Genomic DNA, 25,059 nt, shown 5'->3' on the forward strand with positions numbered 1-25,059 from the left:
TTACATAGCACGATTGGTTATGTGTCGCCTTTTGAGTTTGAGAGACGATACTATGATAGTTTTAGTGAGTCAGACAAAGCTGCCTGACTCAAGCAATCCACTCTCCGATATAGTCGGGGCGGTTCAAAATGTCTGATGAAGATTTTGATATGGTGTCTGCAAAAATGTTTGACTTACTTAATTTTATAGTCAGAAAAGGGATTTCAGAACCTTTGGAGCTTGAACAGTTGTATGAAATGACCCCAGAAGCTCCTAGAAAAAGTGCAGAAGCTACAGATGCTAAAGCTAATTTAGGTAAGTAAGCTTAGACTTGGTATAATCACGTAAAAACATGAATAAATAGTATTTTTGCTTTTTATAAAATTTATCAGTTGTTATTGTATTAATAGGCGATAATTTATACAAGGAATTGAAATGAAAAATAAACTTCTGAATATATTAAGTGATGTTTTGTTCGGTAATAATCAATCTGACTATCAGAAAACTACCTCAATTTATATATTAAAAGCAATATGTATTTTTATGAGTGTCTTATATAGTGCTATTAATATCAATATAGTAAGTAGTCTAATGATAATACTTTCATTTATTATAGTTGCACTTAAATTTTCAAGTTTGAGTTTTATAATTTGGCAAGCAATAAAGTATGATAATAATTTTAGAAATAAATTGCACTTATAATTGGGTTTAGGCTACGCACATTTTGCTAACTGAGCTTGGCTAAAGCCTCAGAAACTCACGGATTAGATAGTGCTTACGTTATCAAACAGTTCAACTGTTCTATTAATAGAATAGTAAGCTCAATTTTGGACAATAGCTTAATTCGTCGTGGGTTATCACCCACGCTACCGTAAATCGTACAAAAGTTCAGCTAAACTAACAAAGCACCCCGAAAGTACACTTAACCTTTCATTAAAACAGACTTATTAAAGAACTGTAGCGTGGGTGCAACACAGTGGAACCCACGGATTGAATAGCAATTGCGTTTTTAAATAGTTCAATCAATTTTTAAATATAATATTAAGTTCAATTTTGCATAATAGCTTGGCTCGTCGTGGGTTATCACCCACGCTACTATAAATCGTACAAAAGCAAGTGTAGCGTGGGTGCAACACAGTGGAACCCACGGATTGAATAGAGCTAACCGTAGTCTATGACTTACTATGATGTTTTAATTAATCTCTATAGTCGCCGTGTGATGCGGTTTAGCCCCGATTGTAACGGATATACTTGGTACAGCATGGCGATGCAGGTGCTTAGCCAGTGGCGTTATCGTAGCGCAGGAACGACACTGGCTTTTAGCACCTGCCGCCGTGCTAGCCAAGATAGTAGTGAAAAGCGGGATTAGCTACCAACCCTCAATTAAATATTTTTAAAACTTTTTTAAAACAAGCGTTTAATCAGTCATAGAATATTGGAAATAATGAAAACAAACGAGTTAAACGTTCATAATATAAGCCATACTTAATGCAATACACCCACATTAATTTAATGTTATAAAGGTAACGCCATGACATATTCAATATTTTGCCAAACTAAAAATGATACGATGAAAGAACCCATGTTTTTTGGTCAGCCTGTCAACGTGGCCCGTTATGACCAGCAAAAGCATCCGATTTTTGAGCAACTCATCGAAAAGCAGTTGTCATTCTTTTGGCGTCCTGAAGAGGTTGATGTGTCAAAAGACCGTATCGACTACGGCGAGCTATCCAGTCATGAACAACATATTTTTATCAGTAACCTAAAGTATCAAACTCTACTCGATTCAATTCAGGGTCGTAGTCCTAACGTGGTGCTGTTGCCACTGGTGTCTATTCCAGAATTAGAGACATGGATTGAGACGTGGTCATTCTCTGAGACTATACATTCACGTAGCTATACCCATATTATCCGCAACATCGTTAATGATCCTAGTGTTGTGTTTGATGATATTATGGAAAATGAGCATATCCTGCATCGTGCTGAAGATATCGCAGAATATTATGACGAGTTATACCGATACTCACAGCTTTACAGCTTATTCGGCCCGGGTACACATATTGTCAATGGTGAAGAAAAGTTCGTCGATTTACGCAAACTTAAAAAGATGCTTTATCTGTGCTTGATGGCAGTAAACGTCTTAGAGGCGATTCGATTTTATGTGTCATTTGCCTGTTCGTTCGCTTTTGCAGAACGTAAACTGATGGAAGGTAATGCCAAAATTATTAAGTTAATTGCCCGTGATGAAGCGCTACATCTGACCAGTACCCAGCACATGCTTAATATTATGGCAGCGGGTAAAGATGATCCAGAAATGGCGGAAATTGCTAAAGAGTGTTATGAGGAAAGTATAGAGATATTCCGTACGGCAGCTGAGCAGGAAAAAGAATGGGCGGGATATCTGTTTAGAGATGGTTCGATGATTGGACTTAACAAAGATATTCTGTGTCAATATGTGGAATATATAACCAATCTACGTATGGAAGCGGTCGGCCTACCGGCAATCTTTCCAAACTCTAAAAGTAATCCGATTCCATGGATTAATACATGGTTGTCCTCTGACAATGTACAGGTTGCCCCTCAAGAGACAGAAATAAGTTCGTATTTAGTGGGTCAAATTGATTCAGATTTATCAGACAGTGATTTCGATGATTTTGAACTGTGAAGAATTTGAACGCTAGTAACTCTAGGATGTAGAGTTGCAGCGTTTACCTAGCTATATTTATGGGTATATTTAATTGGGTATAGTAAAAATTGTTGGTAGCTCGGCTGTCATATTTTATTCATGAAGCTAGGTTACGGTAAATGCAGGACAAACTAACTAAACATTTGGACTTGATGTTTTGGGTTAAGTATTTTTTTAGAATCTGCTTAGGCTATTTTTATATAGTCGATTCAATTTAATTTTGCTACACGACAACCGACCGCAGATAGTACAAGTAGTACATCTAGGGCGGTTAACACCCTAGCAGGTTTAAAGTGGATTGACTATAGATGTAGTATGGTTAATTTATGACTTGGGTTTTTACCTCTAAAACACGCTTTTATTTACATGAAGATGAGACGTTATTAGATGGCTTGTTACGGACTGGTCATGATGTGAACTTCCAGTGTCGTGAAGGGTATTGTGGGAGCTGTCGGGTCAAACTAACTGCTTCATCGTACCCCGTCAATTACGTCACACCGCCCTTGGCAATGGTCGAAAATGATGAAATATTAACCTGTTGTTGTCAGGTAAAGGGTATGATTCATTTAAAAGATTTACACTAACGGCTTCGATTATCGAGCAGATTAATCCTCTTAGTCTGATCCACAATAACATTTGAATACTTACCCCATCACACACAAGAAGCCCGCACTATTATTGCGGGCTTCTTATTTATAACCTATCAACTCTGGACGCTAATTTGGTAGCCAGAACTTATGGAAGGTCTAAATTAAGCGAAAACATAGCAACAATCACATACTTAAAAGTAGACCAAACGCTTTTGTCACCACAAGACTACTTCATATAGTCGTTTAATTGTTAGTCGTTTAATTGTTGGGTCTTGCGCCTTTTTCAAATAGCTCAATTAATTCTTCACGTAATTTAGCTCTATCCTCTAAGCTCATCGGCGATTCGAGGCCAGGCTCTATCAGTTCTGACTCGTCTGGTACGCCCTCCTCACTATCGGGCGCAGGTAAAAACTCAGGTATTTGCTGCATACCTTTCTGGGTAGGACGTTCTGCAAGAGTAATATTGATAGTCATCGTATTAGACTTACGTACAACCTGAGCAGATAACACAGTATTTGGCATTTTTCGGGCAACATACTGAATAAGACTGTTAGCATCTTTCATCTCTTTGCCATCAATCGACAAAATAACATCACCCACTTGTAAATTACTTTTAGCAGCTGGGCTATCGGGTATCACATTCAATACCTCAACCCCTGTGCTACTATCAAATGAAGTAGGGTCACGTAGCTGGGACTGCACTTCAATGCCTAACCAACCACGGCTTACTTTACCCTCTTTAATAATGGCATTCATTACCTGCTCTACCAAAGCCGTCGGGATGGCAAAGCCAATACCCATTGACCCACCAGAACGTGAAAAAATAGCCGTATTAATACCCACAAGCTCGCCTCTAGCATCCACTAATGCCCCGCCAGAGTTGCCTGGGTTAATCGCTGCATCGGTTTGAATAAAGTCCTCAAAGGTATTAATACCAAGCCCTGTACGACCCGTGGCTGAAATAATGCCTTGCGTAACCGTCTGACCCACACCAAAAGGGTTACCAATAGCCAATGCCACATCGCCAACCTCAATGGGTGCTTCTCGGAACGATAGCGGGTTAAGCCCATCCATATCAACTTTAATAACGGCTAAATCACTATCTGGGTCTGTACCAACCACTTTAGCCACGGCTTTACGACCATCATTTAATGCGACAACAATCTCGTCGGCTTTAGCGATCACATGGGCGTTGGTCACAATGAACCCATCTTTAGAGACGATAACCCCTGAACCAAGGTTAGTTGAACTACCTCCCTGCTCTGGTAATTGACCGTGAAACTCATAGAAGCGGCGCAAGATTGGGTCATTCATGTAAGGATGCTCTGTGACTGCCTGAGTAGTGTAAATATTGACCACAGAATGCGACGCGCGTGCCACAGCATCATGATAAGATGAGATGGGCTCTGGCTTATCTAGTGTGTTATTAGAGCCTAAGGGGATGCTTGTCGTATCACTACGCGGTGGCTGCCAAGTATTTTGCTGGCTGGCTTTTAAATCAATATATACCCAAATAAATGCCATTAATACAGCCACCAATAATAACCATGGCAGTATTTTCCATAAGACATTTGTGTTTGATTTTGCGGACATATCGCTCCTTAGGGTTTAAAATTCAACTTTTATTACTAATACATCTATCATTGGTAGACAGTAAGTTGATATAACGGCACTATTGAAATTTTGCGGTACTCGGTAAAAGATTACGCAGTAGCAGCGTAAAGATAGCAATACAAAATAAGCAGGAATGCATATTAACAGCGTCAATTATATCAGTGTTCACAACCAAACTGGATGACACACTAAGCTTTATGATGAATACAAACTTATGCGAAATTCTATAGAAAACATATACCAACAAGCAATGTAACATTTGTAATCTATATAATTAGGTTTGACGCTATTTGATCTAAATTGCTATTTTATGCCCTTACTGTAGCCACTAACCAAGATAGTTTACACTAGGTAAAATCTCTACAAATTATTTAATAATGAGTCAACACATCATTAATTCATTACTTACTTATTATAGTTTGAGTCTATCTAGAAAAAAATCCAGTAATTTACTCGACCAGTAAGTAGCAACCAGTAGCCCGCAATTAACCTGCAATTAAATAGTTAAGCAAGCATAATGGTTAATATAAATGAGATAGCTCATTAAATACCTAAATTAAATACCTAAAGCTTAGCAAATCTTATACCAATATAAGATAAAAGTGGGAATATAAGATAGAAGTAAGATAATTAAATACACAAACTATCATTATAGTAAAGTTTATATTAAAAGATGATCTCACAATAAATGAGGATAATATGATTCACGGTCAAACAACCCCGTTAGAATTAGAACGTTGGTGTAATACCTATTTGAGAGCAGATGATTTCAATGACTATTGCCCAAACGGATTACAAGTTGATGCAGATGCGCCAATCAAAAAAATTATCACTGGCGTTACCGCTAGCCAAAATTTAATTAATGCGGCTGTGACTCAAAATGCAGACGCTATTTTAGTCCATCATGGCTATTTTTGGAAAGGAGAACCCCAACCTATTACCGGAATAAAAGGAAAACGCATTCGTACTTTAATGCAAAACAACATCTCATTACTCGCATACCATTTGCCACTCGATGCCCATCCAGAAATCGGCAATAATGCAGTGTTAGCCAATCAGCTTGGCCTAACCATTACTGGGGCACTCTACCCTACAGAAAAACATCCCGTTGGCAATATTGCAGAAGGTAATCCTCAGTCTATTGGCGAATTAATTACTAAAGTAACGGAGATATTAGGTAGAACGCCACTGCATATTTCAGCTAACGGTAGTTCAACAACGAACGATCAAACATCTGATAAATGGATCAAGAAAGTTGGTATTTGCACGGGTGGTGCTCAAGATATGATTGAACAGGCTGCAAAAATGGGCTGCCAGCTTTATATATCTGGTGAGATATCTGAGCGTACCACGCACTGCGCACGAGAATTGGGTATAGATTATTTGGCAGCGGGGCATCATGCCACTGAGAGAGGCGGTATCAAAAATCTGGGAGAGTTAATTCAGAAAAGACTGGGTATTGAGGTATTATTTGTTGATGACCCAAACCCTGCTTAATTATTCACGTTAATACTCCTCCGCCACTACTAGAGTGACAAATGTTTTGATTTAGTAAATCGTAGGGGTTTAAATTATAACTCTATAATTGTTTCACTAAATATTATATAATTGAGCAGTTACGGGTCTGCCTTTTTTATTTTATTCGGCGTTTTGAACCCTATTCAAGTTGAATATTAAACTTGAATTAATGTAGTAACAGCCCAATATAGAGTACACTTAAACAAAATATTGCCTATGTAATATTTTGTCTAGATATTTTTAGATGTATTTTCTTTTTGCTATAAACTGGCAAATTTTACAAATCATCGCAAGTGCGGATTTTAGTTGCTTTAGCTATTTAGTTACATTTGATGGATGTTATTTTAGAGTTATCAAACTCAATCATAATATTTAATCGTAACTATTTGCCTCATTCAACTAATGCACAGGTTTAGGCTATCTTAATCTTAAAACCTGTATTCATAAGCTAAAGTTAGGGGATTTTTAAAATAAAATGAGTCAATACGAAGCAAAATTGGGTTAAATAGTCATTCTGTTTAATGCTAATTTTAACGAAGTAGGGGCTTGTTTTTGCAGAAAACAGCCAATTATAAGTTATGAATGCAGGTTCTAAGACTGTGTATAAGATTTATTAAGAATAATGATAGGTTGCATCAATACCCTATAGATTAAGGTATTAAAACCTCATTAATGCAAATTAATATTTTATATTTGCATCTGTACAAGATTGACGCCCTTTCTTGTATATATCTTAAACGTCTTAAGTTCGTCTGCTAGCAACTCTTGTAGATAGAGTAACGCAGTATTCGCTTTTTAATTACTGCCTTATTACGCTTCTCAAGACCTATGCCCAGCACATTAGCTAATATGATGTGTTTAAACGCATTGATCGATTAATTTTAAAATCAATGCGCTAAATGGCATTAAATGTTGCTCATATATGTGGTTTTAACGAGAATTCGATGCAATGGTGTATCAGTCTCTACACATTATGGATGGTTGGACAAAGGAGACATCCATGCAACGCATGACCTATTGGTTACAACGCAAAAGCACTTACCTATCAAAACCTCTTAAAACTTTAAATACTACTAAAAGCCTTCGCGGTTTTTTATCAGTACCTTCTATAAAAAGACTTGACGCTTACCAAATACCACCTGCTAAAAGATTTTCAAAAACAAAGAAATTTGCTCAACTCTCTAGTATTGCATTTTTATCCTTACCTGCCCAAAGCATTACCTTGACTATGACTCAAGGCAGTGATCATGCTGCGTATGATAAAGTGCAATCTTCAAACACACTTGTGGTGGCATCAGTAAAAGGTGAGAGTACATTTTTTTCGACTGATGGCTTTCAGCACGGATTTGGTTACGACCTCGCTCGTACTTACGCTCAACAATTGGGCGTGGAAATTAAAGTCATAGATTTTGAGAACGATGCCAAAGCTTTAAAGGCGGTGAACCTTGGTCAAGCAGACATGGCTTTAACCACAGCCAGTACTCGAGATACGGAAAATGCGGGTCTATCCGCAATGAATGTTAGCTGTGGCTACGATCAATCATTAGTAAATAATGGTTTACACCCAAAAACAAACTGGAGCTTTAAAAATGGCACTGACCCATTAGCCATTGAAGCCAGTCATTTTTTATGTGCGAATGATCAGTTAGTCCGTACCGCAAAACTTGCAGATTTTTATGATCAGAACTTATTAAAAGACGACTATAATCGTGAACACTTTGAGAAATCACTGAATACCAATCTACCAAGCTATAAGACCTCATTCCAAGAACAAGCAAACAACTATGATCACGATTGGCAACTCTTGGTGGCTATGGGGTATCAAGAATCACATCTTGATGCTAACGCTGTATCGCCTACCGGCGTCAGAGGGCTAATGATGCTTACCAATAGCACTGCTAAAGCTATGGGAGTATCTAACCGGGTTGACCCCTACCAGAGTATTGGTGGCGGTGCTCGCTATCTTGAGCAAATGAAAGCAACTTTCAGTGATGTTCCAAATCCAGATAGATTATGGTTTGCTCTTGCTTCATATAATATGGGACCCAATGCGGTTAAAAAAATTCAGCGCAAACTTGAAACGAAAGGTTTAAATCCAAACAGCTGGGCTAACGTATACGCATATTTATCAAATAATGCCTCAAGAAACTCACGTTATATTCAATGTATGCATTATGTGACTAACATCCGTAGTTATTTGGAAGTATTAAAAACCAGACCGACAGAATTAACCTAAGGCTTGACTTCTTGCTCCTTACTTTCAGCTCTTTAAATAGAGTCAAATACCATTGATTCAGGTAGTAAGGTAGTAGTAAGATAACTGGCATTAGTAACTATATTATTAATTACTACATCAGTAAAATAAACGAAGGTATCGCCGTAACAAACTTTGAAATGTTTTTCTATGATTGATAATCATCTTCCACACTTAAACTTCGCTATAATTGAATAGTTTATATTGAAAGAGCCCACCTATTAATAGAATAGTTGGGCTCTTTTATATATAACCGCTTTTAAATGTATATAACTTTGCCAAATTGACTATCAAAAAGCATCAGTATCATAACAAGACACTTATTAGCTCACAAATTTATTTAACTGGCACTTTAATTACTTGACCTTTTTGCAACATCGTATTACTGTCGATGCCATTTAATGTTGCTAATTGAGAGCTTGATATGCCATATTCTCTGGATAACTTAATTAAGCTATCTCCTGCTTGAACCCTATAAGTTGTTATCGTCGCGGGAATAGCTATCTTCTGACCAATTTGAAGTTGGGCATTGGTCGTTAAGTCATTTGCGGCAGCCAACTTACTGACACTCATCTTATACTTATTAGCCAACCCAATTAATGAATCCCCTGATTTTACCGTATAATTGGCTGACGAATTTGACCTAACAACCTCTGACTTCCTAGCGCTTGTTGAATGAGAAGGTATATTCTTAGAACTATTGGCAACACGGCTTGGCACTTTTAAGCGTTGACCAATACGTAGCTGACTATTGGTGTTCATATCATTAGCAGAGGCCAAATCTGCCACTGAGACATCATATAACTTTGCTAAACCAATAAGCGTATCTCCAGATTTAACTCTGTAAGTATTTTTATAATCAGCGCTTGGGCTCGATGAGGTCGATTTATCATTTGACTGGCTAGCACCATTTGGAATGCTTAATCTCTGACCAATCCTTAACTGCGAATTAGTTGAAAGATTATTCGCGTCAGCCAAGCTAGAAACTGAAACCCCCAATCTATTGGCCACACCAATTAAGGTGTCGCCAGAGCTCACTGTATAATTAGTCAGATTAGTAGCAGAGGTAGTCTGATTGACTTTTGAAGATGGTTTCGACTGCGCGTCTGTTTTCTTAGAGTGAATATCGTCAGCACCTGGAATGACAATGGTACTACCAAGTAGTAGCTGCGAGCTGGTCGACAAGTTATTGGCTGCTGCTAACTCACTGAGAGCCACATTGTATTTGTTAGCAATACCAATTAAGGAATCCCCAGATTGTACTTTATACTTTATCGATTCATTATTTAACACTACCGCAACTTTTTGTTTATCAACAGGTAACTTAATACTCTGACCCCGTTGCAAACGTGTATTTTCAGAAAAATTGTTTATTTCAGCAATGTCACTGACCGATATCCCAATTTTTCTGGATATACCGATTAAAGACTCTCCTGCTTTTACTTTGTAATTAGTAGTCTTACCGCTGTATTTTGAATTACTACTACTAGATGTCGTTGCTTTTTTTGACGCATCAGACTGTTTGTTAGCAGGTACAACTAGACGCTGTCCTACTAATAATTGTTCAGAAGCGCTCAAATCATTCATTGCAGCAAGCGTAGATAAAGACACACCAAATGAGTTTGCAAGTCCAATTAGGCTCTCTCCACGCTTTACTGTATACGACTGTGTATCGCCTTTATAGTCTGATTTTGCACTTGCACTATTTTTAGCTTCGCGCTTTGAAGATTCTACCATGCCTGGGATTAACCACAGCTTATCACCAACTCTAAGATCAGCTTTAGTTGATAATCCGTTATAGCTTGCTAATCGAGAAACACTAAGCCCCACTCTGTTTGCTGTACCAATCAATGTATCTCCTGGACGAACAACATAAGTATTAGGTTGACTATTAACTGCGTTAGCGTCTTTAGGTTTTGCTGACTCACTAAGTGGTACAACAGGTTTTGCATTATAGAGATAAAGCTTAGTGCCAGATAATAGTGTGGCATTTGGATTAATATGGTTCCAATCGGCAATATCTCGCCAATATAGGCCAGCTCTAGAGGCAATATTAATTAGGGTATCACCAGGCATAACGGTGTAGGTTGTACGTTTACCTGAGGGTTTAGGGGCACTTTTTTGCGTGTCTTCATTATTAGTCGCGCCAAAACTTATACGCTTCTCTTGGCCTTTGGCCTCTAAGATTGACTGCTGAGTTTGAACAGCATCCAGTTTAATATTACCGTCAATAGAACTTACCACCTCACCGACATCGGAAGTCTGACTCTTAATCTGAGCGGATATAAACTCTTTTTCCGAAGCTGATAGAGGCGGCTCTTGTACAATAGTTGCATTCTTTGTAATTTGAGCTGACGTAGTTGGCAAGGTGTTAGAGGTAGCCAGCTCTGCTTCTATTCTCTTTTTCTCAGAAGCACTTAGCGGTGGTTCAGTGTATGTCGTTGTTGTAGGTGTTGGTACGATATAGGTACTGTTTTGTACAGGCGCACTGGCTTTACTAGCGAACTCTGCTAACCCCTCAGAGGTTCTTACCATTTTTTTATATTCAGTATCTGGAATACTCGCCGTAAAGGTACCGCTTCCAGAACCACTTAGCTTACTTAATGTATTATCAAGGGTAATATTAACCTCATTTGGAATAATAATACGATTCGGTCCTGCCATATCAACTGTTGAATTAGTAAGAGCTGGGTTTAACATGCGTAGCTCATCATAACTTACATTAGTGAGTCTAGCCACCTCATGCAAGCTTACGCCGTAGTTAACGGGCACACTGCGGAAATGCTGTCGATTCGCAATTGCAGGTAAATAGATGCTATGTTTACTGGTATCTTTCACAATTTGTGCTACTGCTAAAAAGCGAGGAACATAATTCATTGTTTCAGTTGGCAAGCTTAATGACCAAAAATCGGTAGGTAACCCCTGGGCACGGTTGGCATCAATTGCCTTTTGCACTCTTCCTGGACCCGCATTGTAAGCAGCTAAAGCAAGCTCCCAACTACCAAACTGATTGTACAAAGAGGTTAAAAAGTCGTAGGCTGCACGCGTTGACTCAACAACATCCCGTCTACCATCATAGCTTGGTGTTTGAGTTAAGCCATAAATACGGCCTGTACTTGGAATAAATTGCCATAGCCCCGCAGCTGCGGCATTACTTGTACCCGTTGGGTCATAAGAGCTTTCAATGACTGGTAGTAGAGCAAGTTCGGTCGGTATATTCCGACGTTCAGCTTCACGCACGGTATGATATAAGTAGCGGCTGGCTCGTGCCGTAAGCCTATTAATATATTCCTGTCGAGTTATGAACCAACTTTTCTGCGCCTCAATCCTTTGATTGTTCTGATATTGGGACTGATTAAAACTAAAACCAGCACGTACCCTATCCCATAAGTTACCAAACTTTTGGATGGCTAATTTGTCATCTTCGACCATCTTCATGTCAGTTGCTTCTAGCAAATTAGCCAACTCTTCGAGGCTCTCATCATCGAGTAAAGACGTACTATAGCCATCGCCTGCTGGCACTGAAGACACTGCTTCTGACTGAGCGACAGGGATACGATGCGATGAATTAACACCGCTGCTATTACCCATATTGGAATTGCTACTACAAGCAACCATCAATATCGAACTGACGGCAATGACTAAAGGAAGCTTAAAAAAATGCAGAGAGGTAGTTTTAAAATTCATGGTAATGATGACCCATTAATGATCCATTAATATAGATACATAGTGATGTGATTTATTATATGTTATCCAAAAAATTATCTTATCGTAATAAATTCTGTAGTCATAAGGACTTTAATAATAATGCTTGTATTATAGTAAGTGTCATATTAATACTCATTATTTACTACGCTTTTTTGGATTAGCTTTTTGGATTTCATATTGGTTAGTGTATAAAAATTAACTTACCAGAAAGTTCATGCAGAGATATAGCAGCAATAAATAGGTCGTTATCGCTGCATCATTGAATGCAACTTAAGACAGTATTATAGGCTTGTTATTGAGTTATTTGTTTTATTTCGTCATTTACATTTAGCTTTTGTTTTATTCAACTTTTATTCGATCGAAACTTGTGCAACCGCTCTCAATAAAACGGCATTATTATTATCCGCTTTTAAAGTCGCACGTGACGAAGTAGTAAGTGTGGTTTGAGTGCCATCTTTAACCCACTTTTCCACAGTAACAACGTTAGCCTTAGCTTGATTACCACTAATTACAATGTTAGACACTTGAATATCATATTGATAATTACTGGTTTGCGACCAACTGTCCTGTAAAAGTCTAAGGTAAGCAGACTTATCGAGGCTGGTTGTTTTGCCTTTACGCGACATAGATATAAGTGCATCGTCTGCAACTAACTTAGCTACTTGTGAAATATTTTTACTGTTAGCCGCTTGGCGCATAGTAGTCGCATAATTATTGACCGACGCTTCTGTTATAGTTGCTGCATGTGCCCCAACGGCAACAGTTACCATTAAGACACTAGCAATCGCTACTGGTAGTGAAGCGTTTAATATGTTTGATGTTGATGAATAAGTTCTATTGAACATGAGTCTTCCTTTTTAGTTAACTTTTGATACTTAGTAATAAATAACTTCGCATATTATGACTATAGTAAGTGCTCTTAAGTAACCCTATTTGATCAATAATATTTAAACATAAGAACTTAATCATATTACTCAATCGATTTCATAACAAAATACTGTACCAGTTATATACACATGATTATTTAATACGAGCTTTCAATACCTTAAGTAATACTAAGACCTGATCATGGCATAGATATTACTGATGACCCTAATGGTTTGAATTACAGTCCTTTAGCATATCCTCATGGTAGTACATTTAAGATAAGGCAATCTTAATCTCGCGTAATATTTAGTCACAGAATGACTCATACTGAATATTTATTTAAAATCTAAAATCCACCAGTTTAAACATTTGATGACAAATAATGTGTACTGTCCATATCTCTAAAACTCAACAAGAAACTAGGTATTATCGTATTAGGTAATCTATGTTAATGACAGTAGGGCTAAGAAAAATTTTGCCAACATATGTGCAAATATATGTATTAGGAAAGACCCTTATTGAATAATCTTATCTTCTGGATTATCATTCTCAACCAACATTCCTAACCTTGCAGATCTTTTCTGCATCAATTGCCTAGCAAGATCTTGCATATCTTCAACTCTGTCTATCTCATCAACAATCTCTAAACCCAATAAGGTCTCAAGCACATCTTCTAAGGTTACAAGCCCCTTAACTTCGCCAAATTCGCCCACAGTGACAGCAATATGGATACGCGTATTGAGCATTAAGTCCAATAAATCAAACAACTTCATTTTAGAGAAAACAAACGTTATTTCACGTTTATAGCTCTCTAAAGGTTTATCCATGTGGTTGTTTGCTTTAGCCAAAAGTAAGTCTGTTTTTAATACAAATCCTGTAACATTATCTAGATCTTTATCATAGATTGGTAGTCTGGAAAATATAAGTTTGGGACGGTTTGCTAATAGCTCTGCAACAGTCATTGATTGCTCAAACGCATGTATGACTGATCGTGGGGTCATAATATCTTCAGCTTTAATCGCCCCAAAAGCCAATAGGTTTCTAATAATACGCGATTCTAAAGGATCTATTTGACCTGACTTTTCTCCCACACTAGCAAGAGCTGCAAACTCATTGCGGCTAAAAGTGTGTGCTTGCTGACCACGCGTAAGTAGCTTTGTCAGTTTTTCAGAGACCCAAATTAAAGGATATAAAAGAAATATAATACCTTTAACAAAATAAGCAATAGGCCCAGATAATTGACGCCAATATATGGTGCCCATAGTTTTAGGAATGATTTCTGAACCAATCAGTATCAATAACGTCATCGCTGCAGAGAAAGCCCCAAACCATTCACTACCAAATACAATGATTGCCTGTGCGCCAGCACCTAAAGAGCCAATGGTATTCGCAACTGTATTTAAAGTTAAAATAGCAACAATAGACTGATCTATGTTGTCAATCTTAATATCTTGCAACATCATAGATTTTTTAGGGTTTTCTTCAGCGATTGAGGCCACATATGAGGGTGTCATCGTTAATAATGAGGCTTCAGAAACCGAACAAACAAAGGAAACCACGACTGACAATACGATAAATAGTGTCAAAAACACTACATGAATGCTATATCCAGAGCTTTGAATCGCTGCATCAGCATCTTGTCCAGCAGCAAAAGCTAGCAAGGGTGCGAGAATAATAATTATAAGAATTGGAGTTAAAAAACGAGGAACCCATGCGGTTGTTCGGAATCGATCTTTCAAGTCAAGAACCTAATATAGTTAGACGTTATAAAAAAAGATATAATAAGTACCAAGGATAGCATTAAACGTTATCTATTACATCTATTTATCATTTACACCCTCACGCAGTGCTTTACCTGGTTTAAAATGTGGAATGGCTTTAGCTGGCACTATCACAGTTTTACCCGATTTAGGATTACGGCCTTTTCTAGATTTACGGTGATGTAAACAGAATGTACCAAACCCCCTGACTTCAATCCTATCATTAGCTACCAAGCTTTTTGATAGTAAATCTAAGATTTCGCGTACTGCTAAATCCACTTCTGAATCTGCAACAAAGTCGCATCTTGCAGCTATATTATGCATTAAATCTGATTTATTAATAACTTCTGTCATATCCATTTGACCTTTCAAGGCTTCCCTATTCTAATTAATCTAAAATACTTAAATTATAGCTTAAAGGCTTCCCTATTCTAATTAATCTAAAATACTTAAATTATAGCTTAAAAATTAAACTGTCAATCTATAAAAAATAAGTTATCTGCTACCAGTAAATCCAACCAAAACAAATACGTTTAGACTTCAAATTCAAAGTCTATAGAAACGTGTTCTTATAAACATCTTATCTAGCATTAAGTCTACCACAGAAGAAATAAACTCATAAAACAAACTAAAACTTTTAAGTAACAGTATCATTTATAAGACAGAGCACTTTTATACTATAAGTTAAATTTTTGTAAAATGAAATAACTATTATTTCCTATTTAAACCAAAAGGGAGTAACCGAAGTTACTCCCTTTTAATTTAAATTTCATTACAATATAAATCTATAACAATAGACTTACTGCATTTGCTCTTTGATTAAGTCGCCAATTGTTTTAGGCTGAGCTTCAGTAGATGATGTAGCAGTACTACCCAGTTCTTTAATCGCTTGACGTTCTTCGGCTTCGTCTTTGGCTTTAATTGATAAGCTAATACCACGTGACTTCCGATCCACACTGATAATTTTCGCTTCAACACTATCGCCTTCATTTAAATGCTTAGTCGCATCTTCAACTTTATCACGTTGAATCTCAGAGGCACGTAAGTAACCTTCAACGTCATCCGCTAAAGTAATAACAGCCCCTTTAGCATCAACTTCTTTTACCGTACCAGTAACGAGTGAACCGCGATCATTATCTACTAGGTATTCGTTAAATGGGTCAGAGGTTAGCTGTTTAATACCTAAACTAATGCGATTAGCTTCTGCATCGACTGAAAGCACCATAGCTTCAACAGTATCACCTTTGTTGTAGTTACGAATTGCTTCTTCACCCGTCTCATTCCAAGAGATATCAGATAAGTGAACCAAACCATCGATTCCGCCATCAAGACCAATAAAGATACCAAAGTCAGTAATTGACTTAATAGTACCCGTTAGCTTATCGCCACGGTCAAATTTCTTATCAAACTCTTCCCATGGGTTAGGCATAGTTTGCTTGATACCTAAGCTAATACGACGACGCTCTTCGTCAATATCAAGGATCATTACATCAACTTCATCACCAATCTGTACAACTTTAGAGGGGTGGATGTTTTTGTTTGTATGATCCATTTCTGATACGTGAACTAGACCTTCGATACCGTCAGAGATTTCTGCGAAGCAACCATAATCAGTTAGGTTAGTTACCCGGGCTTTAACGATGCTACCTACTGGGTAAGTACCGCCAACATTATCCCAAGGATCCGTACCTAATTGCTTAAGACCTAAGCTAACGCGGTTACGTTCACGATCAAACTTCAGAACTTTAACTTTAAGGTCTTGACCCACTTCTACAACTTCAGATGGATGCTTAATACGGCGCCATGCCATATCAGTAATATGTAATAGACCATCGATACCGCCTAAGTCTACGAATGCACCATAATCAGTTAGATTTTTAACGATACCATCAACCTCGATACCTTCTTCAAGCTTATTAAGTAGCTCTTCACGTTCAGCTGAGTTCTCAGCTTCCATAACCGCTTTACGGCTAACGACAACGTTATTGCGCTTTTGATCTAGTTTAATAATTTTGAACTCAAGCTCTTTGCCTTCAAGATGCGTCGTATCACGAATAGGACGAACATCAACTAAAGAACCTGGTAAGAATGCTCTTACTGAACCAATATCAACTGTAAAACCACCTTTAACTTTACTAGAGATGATACCCTTAACGATCTCATCGCCTTCAAATAATTTTTCAAGTGCGTTCCATGTTTCTACACGCTTAGCTTTTTCACGTGACAATAGGGTTTGACCCATACCGTTATCAACGGCTTCTACCACCACATCAACGCTATCGCCCACTGCTACTTCAAGCTCGCCATTGTCATCTAAGAACTCTTCACGAGCAACAACACCCTCAGATTTCAATCCAGTATCAACTGTAATCCAATCGCTATCGATTGCTACAACAGAGCCGCTAATTACCGAGCCACGCTCGATATCAAGACCCTGCTCTCCTAGACTCGCTTCAAATAGTTCAGCAAATGATTCCATTGATTCCATTATGTTTACCTTAATATAGCCGTATCCTGTCCAGCACAGTACGGTTCAAGTTTATGAGCACAAAAGATTTACGCTGGTTTTACTCTTCTACACTCATTTAATAAATGGTTAATTATAATATCAATTTGATATTCATGCCCAATAGTTATTATGCCTATGCACAATAAATAAAAAATAGGCTAAAATCTGTAAAATCTTAGTGCGACTTATCCCTAAAATAATAGGAGTAACACCTTAATAAATAAAAATTTTAAGTCACTGTCATTTAACCACTAAAGCAAATGCCTTTTTCTTGACAGAATTTTTTTATCACTTGATAAACCTGCTCCGCATTCATCTCAGAACTATCGACAATTAAAGCATCTGTTGCGGGTACCGATGGGGAGATACTGCGATTTTCGTCTCGCCTATCACGTTCTTCAATGTTTGCTAATATGGTATCATAATCAGCATCTTGCCCCGATTCTTGTAATTGCAAAACTCGACGGCTTGCTCGTGCTTCAGGGCTTGCTGTTAAATAAACTTTTGCATCTGCATCTGGGAAAATCACTGTCCCCATATCCCGACCATCTGCAATCAACCCTCTTTGAGAAGCCATATTCTTTTGCAACTGTAGAAGTGCCGCTCTAACATCTGGTAGTGAAGCAACTTTAGAAGCGTAGCCTCCAACAGACTCATTACGAATTTTGCCTGCGACATTAACACCATCTACAATGATATCAACTCGTCCTGTGTTATCATCGGCTACAAACTGAATGTCTAAATTAGCAGTCAGTTCAGTAATTTTTTGCTTTGCATCCTCAGTCGGCTCATTATCTGCTAGGAGACCCGCTTCAAAAGCTTTCAATCCTGCAATACGATATAGAGCACCTGAGTCAAGCAGATTAAATCCAAGTACTTGAGCAAGCTTAAAGCAGACCGTGCCCTTACCAGCACCACTAGGTCCATCAATTGTGATAACAGGATAATTCATTGGATATGGCTAGCCCTTAATGATATCAACTAGTATCGCGCTATATTACACTCAAAAATTAAACTCAAAACTTATCGATAAAATCTAGATAATATACTTTGACAAACTTATGCGAGAGTACGATAAATACAAATAGGGGCGGATTATAGCAAATATCAACTTCAAAATCCAGATATTATTTATAGCTTGGACAAGAGTAAGATACTCTAATCTATAAAGGAAACGGCGTAACTTTTTGATGAGATGATAATTTGATTAGATGATAATATCTATACTTATTTAATACAGGTAAATATGATTTTTTAAGTGGAAGCTAACATAAAAAGATTACTTATAACTTATGATAGGTAGATAACTCATAGTAAGGTCCATGGATGAATGACTATTACTTTAAAGAGTATTATTTAGAGTTAAGTTTAGGCCTATGTTTATACGCCAATGCCTTTTGCCGCCTTACCTTAAAAAACTGTTTCAACAGTGACTGACTTTGCGACTGTAGAAGCCCTGAACGAATCAAAATTTTGTGATTATAACATTCAAGACCGGTAAGGTTTAATTGGCTGCCTACCATTCCAGAACGGGGTTCATGAGTAGCAAATACAAGTCGCCAGAGCCTTGCATGTATTAAGGCACCAATACACATTGTGCAAGGCTCTAGGGTCACGTAAAGTGTTGTGTTTGGAGGGAGGCGATAATTCTCAATATTTGTACACGCTAAACGTAACGCCACAATTTCCGCATGTGCAGTAGGGTCTGAACAGCTGATTGGTCTGTTATACCCTTCCCCTATTATTTCATTATTACACACCATAACTGCGCCAACAGGTACTTCACCCTGATCATTACCCTGCTTTGCAAGTATAAGCGCCTGCTGCATAAATCTAAAATCATCCAGCGTCCAAAACTTAGCATCTGCTAGAACAATAGGTCTAGCAGCAAACTTGTAATCAGGTAATAATGATCTATTCATAAACACAAATTTATTGAGGCAATTGCCAGTCAATCGGCTGCTTACCATGCTGTATTAAATAGTCGTTGGCTTTTGAAAAAGGTCGAGTACCAAAGAAACCACCACGGTTCGCTGCCAATGGAGAGGGATGAACAGCTGACAACACAAGATGTTTATCTGTATCAATAAATTTACCTTTTTGTTTCGCTTTACTGCCCCATAAAATAAACACAGTATGCTGGGTCTGCTTATTAATAGCTTCTATGACAGCATCAGTAAACTGCTCCCAACCTATACCTTGATGGCTACCTGCATTACCCTCTTCTACAGTGAGCGATGTATTTAAAAGTAACACGCCTTGTTTTGCCCAATGCGTCAAATCGCCATGTGCAGAATAAGTGGTGCCAATATCATCAGCCATCTCTTTAAGAATATTATTTAAAGACGGCGGCTTAGGTATTATTTTAGGGACAGAAAAAGACAAGCCCATCGCTTGACCTGGGCCATGATATGGGTCTTGTCCTAGAATTACCACCTTAACATTATTGAAGGGTGTAAGATTAAATGCATTGAACATCTTAGAAGCTGGTGGATATATAGTTTTACCAAGTTTATATTCTTGCTTTAAAAAATCCCGCAAGCTGTCCATATTTTGAGAGAGTAACTCATCTGCTAATACCTGTTTCCAATCCTCAGGCATTTGTACACGCGCTAAAATCGCTTGTTTCTCAGTCTCTGTCTTAATATTTAATATATCCTTCGATGCTTCAGAAAATGTCTGCATATAATAACTCTAAACGGTTTGATTAACTCTCTTCGAGCCCTTCTACAAATTTTTTATTATGATGAGTATGCTTTTCAACAACCGTCAGTAAAATGCGGCTATTTTCAGCAGCAGCTTTGCCGTTTTCATCCAGTGGCTGCTCAAAGGGTGTGTCACTCAATGTAACATGAACCGCGCCACCTTCAGATAAATTACCAAACAGCACCATATTGGCTAATGGTTTTTTAATCTCATTCTGGATTAACCGCTGCATTGGTCTTGCACCCATCAAACGATCATAACCCTTCTCAGCAAGATAATCACGTACCGCATCATCGATTTCAAGTACCACTTGTTTGTCATCAAGTTGCGCTTGTAATTCGACTAAGAACTTATCCACTACAGATACGACCACTATCGGATCAAGTGGATTGAACTGAATAATAGCATCTAGACGATTACGGAACTCAGGCGTAAAAACTCGATTCATTGCTTCTGTATTGTCTTTACTATGATCTTGCTTAGTAAAGCCCATAGAGGCACGGCTAATATTCTCAGCACCGACGTTTGTCGTCATAATTAGAATGACCTGCTTAAAGCTTGCCATTCGACCATTATTATCTGTCAACGTACCATGATCCATTACTTGTAACAGCAAGTTAAACACATCTGGATGTGCTTTTTCAATTTCATCCAAAAGTAGCACACAATGGGGATGTTGGTTAATCTTTTCCGTTAATAAACCACCTTGATCAAATCCAACATACCCAGGAGGTGCACCAATTAACCGAGAAGCCGTATGCGCTTCCATATACTCTGACATATCAAAGCGTATTAGCTCAATACCCATCAAGTTAGCCAGTTGTTTAGACACTTCAGTTTTACCAACACCCGTAGGTCCTGCAAACATGAACGAACCGATTGGTTTATCCGCTGGTTTTAACCCCGCCCGTGATAGCTTTATCGCATCAGACAAGGTTTTAATAGCTTCATCCTGACCGAATACCAAACGTTTTAAATCACGCTCTAAATGCTCAAGTAAAGACTTATCATCATTAGATACAGATTTTGGTGGAATACGAGCAAGTTTGGCAATAATTGCTTCAATATCTTCAACATCAATGACGGTAGGTTCCACATTTTCTGACTCTGTCTCCAAAGTCGAATCCGTATCTGACACATTCTTTTTATCATTGACCAAATTACTGTCTGGGTCTAGGTCAACCGGATCTTTTGAGTTGTCAGAGGCTAAAGCGATGTCTGAGTCTTTTTCAACCTCTGATATATCAGTTGCATCTTCTAGTAGTTGTTCTTCTTTGCCTTCTTGGCTGTCTTCTTGTTTATCAACTTGTGTACTAGGTGGCTGCTGATTTTTATCAGACTGCGCTAAATGAAATTCGTTTTTCGTAATTTCATCAATTAATTGATTTTCGTCTTCAATTTGATCCAAGTCTGGCGTGATGCCTAAGCGTTTATAAGCACCAGCTTCATCGATAACATCAATGGCTTTATCTGGTAAAAAACGTTCATGAATATGTTTAGCTGACAGTTTAACAGCACTGACTAAGGCAGCATCTGTATATTCGACATTATGAAACTCTTCATAACGAGGTTTTAACCCTCTCAATATCTCAATGCTATCTTCAATATTTGGCTCATTCACATCAATTTTTTGGAAACGACGTGATAGCGCATGATCTTTTTCAAATACTTGTCGGTATTCTGTATAGGTAGTTGAACCAATACACCTTAATTCGCCGTTTGCTAGAGCAGGTTTGATAAGGTTAGAGACATCCATATTACTGCTCATTGATGAACCAGCCCCAATGATCATGTGAATCTCATCAATAAACAAAATAGCATTAGGCTTATTTTTTAGAGCGTCTAATAGCCCTTTCATACGCTTCTCAAAATCCCCTCTGTATTTTGTACCGGCAACTAATGAGCCTATATCTAGACTATAAATCACACAGCCCTGAAGAGGTTTAGGCGCTTTGTCGTTAATAATAAGCCAAGCAAGTCCTTCGGCGATTGAAGTTTTACCAACACCCGGCTCCCCTACGAGTAACGGGTTATTTTTACGCCGACGGCATAAAACTTGTGCCGTTCTCTCAATTTCAACCTCCCGACCAATTAAAGGGTCAGTCTTACCTTCAGCCGCACGCTTATTTAGGTTCGTAGCAAACTCTGCTAGCAGATCTTTTTTGGCTCTATCATCTTTCTTAGCACCCTCTTCACCCTTAGCTGACGTGCGTACCTCATCCTCTTCATTGCCATGTGACAAATACTGAGTTAGCTCTAGACGACTTACGCCTTGTTTTTTAAGTAAATATACAGCATAGGTATCATGTTCTGAGAACATAGAAACTAAGATGTCTGAGCCTTGCACAAGACGTCCAGAACCAATGGATTGCACATGAAAAATAGCACGCTGCAAAATACGATCAAAACTTTGGGTAGCTTGTGGGGTTTGCTCGGTATCTTCATCAATCGTAGGCGTGTGCTTCTCAATGTAGGCTTCCAGATCAGTACGTAACTCAGCAATATTTGCACCACAAGCTTTTAATGTAGTTGAGGCATTATTATTTTCAAGCAAAGCCAGAAGAAGATGCTCCACCGTTAAGTATTCGTGTGATTTTTGTCTCGCCAACGTCATGGCTAACCGTAATGAAACTTCAAGATGACGACTTAACATAGAACTTTCCTGATATTTTTATTTAAATAATGTAATTGAATAATAAGATAATAAGTATTTGTTTAAAAATGGGAATGTACATCATTAATATAGTCCAAATTCTCGTTATAAATCAAAGACAATTAATGATAACTCATACCTAGTAGGTAGGGTTAACAACTACAAATATCAAGTCGTTATATAAGATGTATTTAAAGATGGCAAAGGTTTTAAGTAATTATTAATATAAAATGAAAGGGTAATACCACGTGAAAGGGTTGTTAAAGGGAAGAAGCAGGTCTAATATTGGACTTTTAAAGAAGAGCAACTCATAAAGAGTTTTAGTAATGTCTAAGAACCGCTCTGCTCTAATAGAAACGCTTTGCTCTAATAGAAAATAGAAAAATAAAAGCAAAATGTGCTATATAACAAGTTTTTACTAGGTAAAACCTCTAAGAAAATCTTATCCTCAGGTTTAGGTTGAGTTATAATCAATCAAGAATACACTCATTAATAAATATAATCTAAGTATATATAATGAGATGTAAAAATTATGTAAAAATTTAATGAAATTATATTTCAGTTATTAATGTGTATTTTAAAAGTGATTTAACCTATAGAGAAAAGAGAAAGAAGTTAATAGATGCACTATTACTCTTGATGAGGTTCTATTTGAGTTAAAAGTGGATAACCTTCCTTACGCGCAATCGTATTAACCTTTTTTGCTTTTGTTTCCGCAATATCTTTAGGATATATACCAGCAGTACCACGTCCATTATGATGGATATCTAACATGATTTGAACGGCTTTATCGATTGAATGCTTAAACTCAGATTCTAAGATATAAACCACAAACTCCATAGGCGTATAATTGTCATTATACATAATGACGGCATACATGGGTGGCTTAGCGATTTCTGGTTCAGCAATTAATACATCAACATCTTTTTGATGCTCTTCATCATCATCCGACATTATGTCAGGCAATCTCTTTACAAGATTAATTACTGGTATGGCAGCAGGATGATGCCAGTCGCCCATTTGGTTTGATTGATTTAAAAGGCACGTAATTGGGGCGTCATGTGATATTTTTACATTTGTCATAATGGGTATCGATTCTATGCCGAGTATCCTATATTCATTCAAATGAATTCTAACTACTTTACGCAGTTAACCAGATTAATATCTTATTCAACTTTATTTTAGCTCACTACTATATTAGTTTTTTGACATGCACTATTTATGATTTATGGATCTTAATTTATGGTATTAAAATAGTATTAAAGAATGAGTGAACATTATCAAAAATTAAACCTACCTTCTGGCATTACGTCATAAACATTAGAGATGATAATTGTGTACTCAATAGATTTTAGGGTAACTATCTTTAGTTTATAGATAACTAAAGAAGTTAATATATTCATTATGTATAACACCCCTGAATATCATTAATCATCTGTCACAGGACGTTGATCCGTTTTAGGCACTTCAGAGAGCGACATTGGCATTTTATCCACTGGACTGGATAAACGCCAGTTATATATCTGCTCAACTTGTTCGTTATTCGCTGTTAAAATAAGTTTGACCTGACGAGGCTGAAAACCAGTAGGCATTATAAATCTACCTCTAATTCTTGAAATACCCTTAATATCGTAGGTAAGTGGTTGCAATGGCACTTCTACTAGACTGGTCTCATCAAGCAGTATTAACTGTGGTCTTAGCTTATGTGATTTTCCATCTGCAGCCAGCATTGCAACATCAAATCGATACTCAAACGCATTTTCAGGTAATGGTTCAATTTTGGCACCCATAACTTGTAAGGGTAATCCTTTTTGCTCAATCAAAGCATCGGCATAAAAATCGTTGACTTGCTGCAACTGTAAATTAACCACTTCTATATCTTCAAGTTTCTTACGCATAACTCCAAGGTTATTTAAACTAATATCTCTTTCTTGTTTAGCTGTATTTAATGATTGATTAAGCGAGTCAACTTTGCGAGTCAGCTCTTTAACTTCTTGAGAGGTCAGTTCCGCATTAACACCATGTGCGTTAATATTAGACTGAGATGCATTAAATCCCCTTTGATACCCAAATTTATGCCCAAAAACTGCCATAATGATGCCTGTCAATATGACAGCGCAGGCAAATAGCGCTAATAAAAAAGGACTCAACACATTAGGTGATGGTCTCTTAGCAGATGTGGGATTAGACTTGCTCATCTCAGTTGACATTTCAT

Annotated in this window: 18 protein-coding genes; 6 read left to right on the forward strand and 12 right to left on the reverse strand. The window is 37.6% G+C overall.

Annotated elements, in window-relative coordinates; all coding sequences use genetic code 11:
* Positions 1–128: 128 nt before the first annotated feature.
* The 4 genes from AC2SLL_RS01515 to yfaE all read left to right on the forward strand — a co-directional run bounded on the left by AC2SLL_RS01515 (position 129) and on the right by yfaE (position 3,249).
* Positions 129–302 carry a hypothetical protein gene (locus AC2SLL_RS01515; RefSeq protein ID WP_486529916.1) on the forward strand — a complete coding sequence of 58 codons (174 nt, stop codon included), beginning with the start codon at positions 129–131 and terminating at the stop codon, positions 300–302.
* Between the two features lie 851 nt (positions 303–1,153).
* Entirely contained in the window at positions 1,154–1,348 is a 195-nt protein-coding gene (locus AC2SLL_RS01520; protein WP_486529917.1) for a hypothetical protein, read from the forward strand.
* A gap of 162 nt (positions 1,349–1,510) precedes the next feature.
* Positions 1,511–2,644 (forward strand): class Ia ribonucleoside-diphosphate reductase subunit beta, encoded by a 1,134-nt coding sequence (nrdB, locus tag AC2SLL_RS01525; RefSeq protein WP_486529918.1) that lies wholly within the window; start codon positions 1,511–1,513, stop codon positions 2,642–2,644.
* Positions 2,645–2,991: 347 nt separating this feature from the next.
* Positions 2,992–3,249: a class I ribonucleotide reductase maintenance protein YfaE gene (yfaE, locus tag AC2SLL_RS01530; protein ID WP_486529919.1), complete on the forward strand. Its 258-nt coding sequence runs from the start codon at positions 2,992–2,994 to the stop codon at positions 3,247–3,249.
* Positions 3,250–3,513: 264 nt separating this feature from the next.
* Here the strand turns inward: yfaE and AC2SLL_RS01535 are convergent, their stop codons facing one another.
* Positions 3,514–4,848 (reverse strand): S1C family serine protease, encoded by a 1,335-nt coding sequence (locus AC2SLL_RS01535; protein ID WP_486529920.1) that lies wholly within the window; start codon positions 4,846–4,848, stop codon positions 3,514–3,516.
* 720 nt (positions 4,849–5,568) lie between these two features.
* Here AC2SLL_RS01535 and AC2SLL_RS01540 point away from each other — a divergent pair.
* Positions 5,569–6,366 carry a Nif3-like dinuclear metal center hexameric protein gene (locus tag AC2SLL_RS01540; protein WP_486529921.1) on the forward strand — a complete coding sequence of 266 codons (798 nt, stop codon included), beginning with the start codon at positions 5,569–5,571 and terminating at the stop codon, positions 6,364–6,366.
* Between the two features lie 1,021 nt (positions 6,367–7,387).
* The gene (locus tag AC2SLL_RS01545) at positions 7,388–8,623 is read left to right on the forward strand and encodes an MltF family protein (protein WP_486529922.1); all 1,236 of its coding nucleotides are present in this window, start codon (positions 7,388–7,390) and stop codon (positions 8,621–8,623) included.
* A 354-nt stretch (positions 8,624–8,977) separates the two neighbouring features.
* On the opposite strand, the gene AC2SLL_RS01550 is transcribed toward AC2SLL_RS01545, so the two are convergent.
* From AC2SLL_RS01550 to AC2SLL_RS01600, 11 genes are all read right to left on the reverse strand, one after another.
* Positions 8,978–12,328 carry a LysM peptidoglycan-binding domain-containing protein gene (locus AC2SLL_RS01550; RefSeq protein ID WP_486529923.1) on the reverse strand — a complete coding sequence of 1,117 codons (3,351 nt, stop codon included), beginning with the start codon at positions 12,326–12,328 and terminating at the stop codon, positions 8,978–8,980.
* Between the two features lie 371 nt (positions 12,329–12,699).
* Positions 12,700–13,194, reverse strand: a complete 495-nt coding sequence (locus tag AC2SLL_RS01555) for a hypothetical protein (RefSeq protein ID WP_486529924.1) — start codon at positions 13,192–13,194, stop codon at positions 12,700–12,702.
* Between the two features lie 537 nt (positions 13,195–13,731).
* The gene (locus AC2SLL_RS01560) at positions 13,732–14,955 is read right to left on the reverse strand and encodes a CNNM domain-containing protein (RefSeq protein ID WP_486529925.1); all 1,224 of its coding nucleotides are present in this window, start codon (positions 14,953–14,955) and stop codon (positions 13,732–13,734) included.
* Between the two features lie 81 nt (positions 14,956–15,036).
* On the reverse strand, positions 15,037–15,330 hold the full coding sequence (locus tag AC2SLL_RS01565) for an HU family DNA-binding protein (protein WP_486529926.1): 294 nt from the start codon (positions 15,328–15,330) through the stop codon (positions 15,037–15,039).
* Between the two features lie 445 nt (positions 15,331–15,775).
* Positions 15,776–17,455 (reverse strand): 30S ribosomal protein S1, encoded by a 1,680-nt coding sequence (gene rpsA, locus AC2SLL_RS01570; protein WP_486530169.1) that lies wholly within the window; start codon positions 17,453–17,455, stop codon positions 15,776–15,778.
* A gap of 274 nt (positions 17,456–17,729) precedes the next feature.
* Positions 17,730–18,437 carry a (d)CMP kinase gene (gene cmk, locus AC2SLL_RS01575; RefSeq protein ID WP_486529927.1) on the reverse strand — a complete coding sequence of 236 codons (708 nt, stop codon included), beginning with the start codon at positions 18,435–18,437 and terminating at the stop codon, positions 17,730–17,732.
* A 400-nt stretch (positions 18,438–18,837) separates the two neighbouring features.
* Entirely contained in the window at positions 18,838–19,407 is a 570-nt protein-coding gene (tadA, locus tag AC2SLL_RS01580) for a tRNA adenosine(34) deaminase TadA (protein WP_486529928.1), read from the reverse strand.
* A gap of 10 nt (positions 19,408–19,417) precedes the next feature.
* Positions 19,418–20,086: a uracil-DNA glycosylase gene (gene ung / locus AC2SLL_RS01585; protein WP_486530170.1), complete on the reverse strand. Its 669-nt coding sequence runs from the start codon at positions 20,084–20,086 to the stop codon at positions 19,418–19,420.
* 106 nt (positions 20,087–20,192) lie between these two features.
* Positions 20,193–22,844, reverse strand: coding sequence for an AAA family ATPase (locus tag AC2SLL_RS01590; RefSeq protein ID WP_486529929.1), 2,652 nt, complete (start codon positions 22,842–22,844; stop codon positions 20,193–20,195).
* A 630-nt stretch (positions 22,845–23,474) separates the two neighbouring features.
* Positions 23,475–23,927 (reverse strand): ATP-dependent Clp protease adaptor ClpS, encoded by a 453-nt coding sequence (locus AC2SLL_RS01595; protein WP_486529930.1) that lies wholly within the window; start codon positions 23,925–23,927, stop codon positions 23,475–23,477.
* 344 nt (positions 23,928–24,271) lie between these two features.
* Positions 24,272–25,042, reverse strand: a complete 771-nt coding sequence (locus AC2SLL_RS01600) for a hypothetical protein (RefSeq protein ID WP_486529931.1) — start codon at positions 25,040–25,042, stop codon at positions 24,272–24,274.
* Positions 25,043–25,059: the final 17 nt, after the last annotated feature.

The organism is Psychrobacter sp. CX97 (assembly GCF_057396285.1).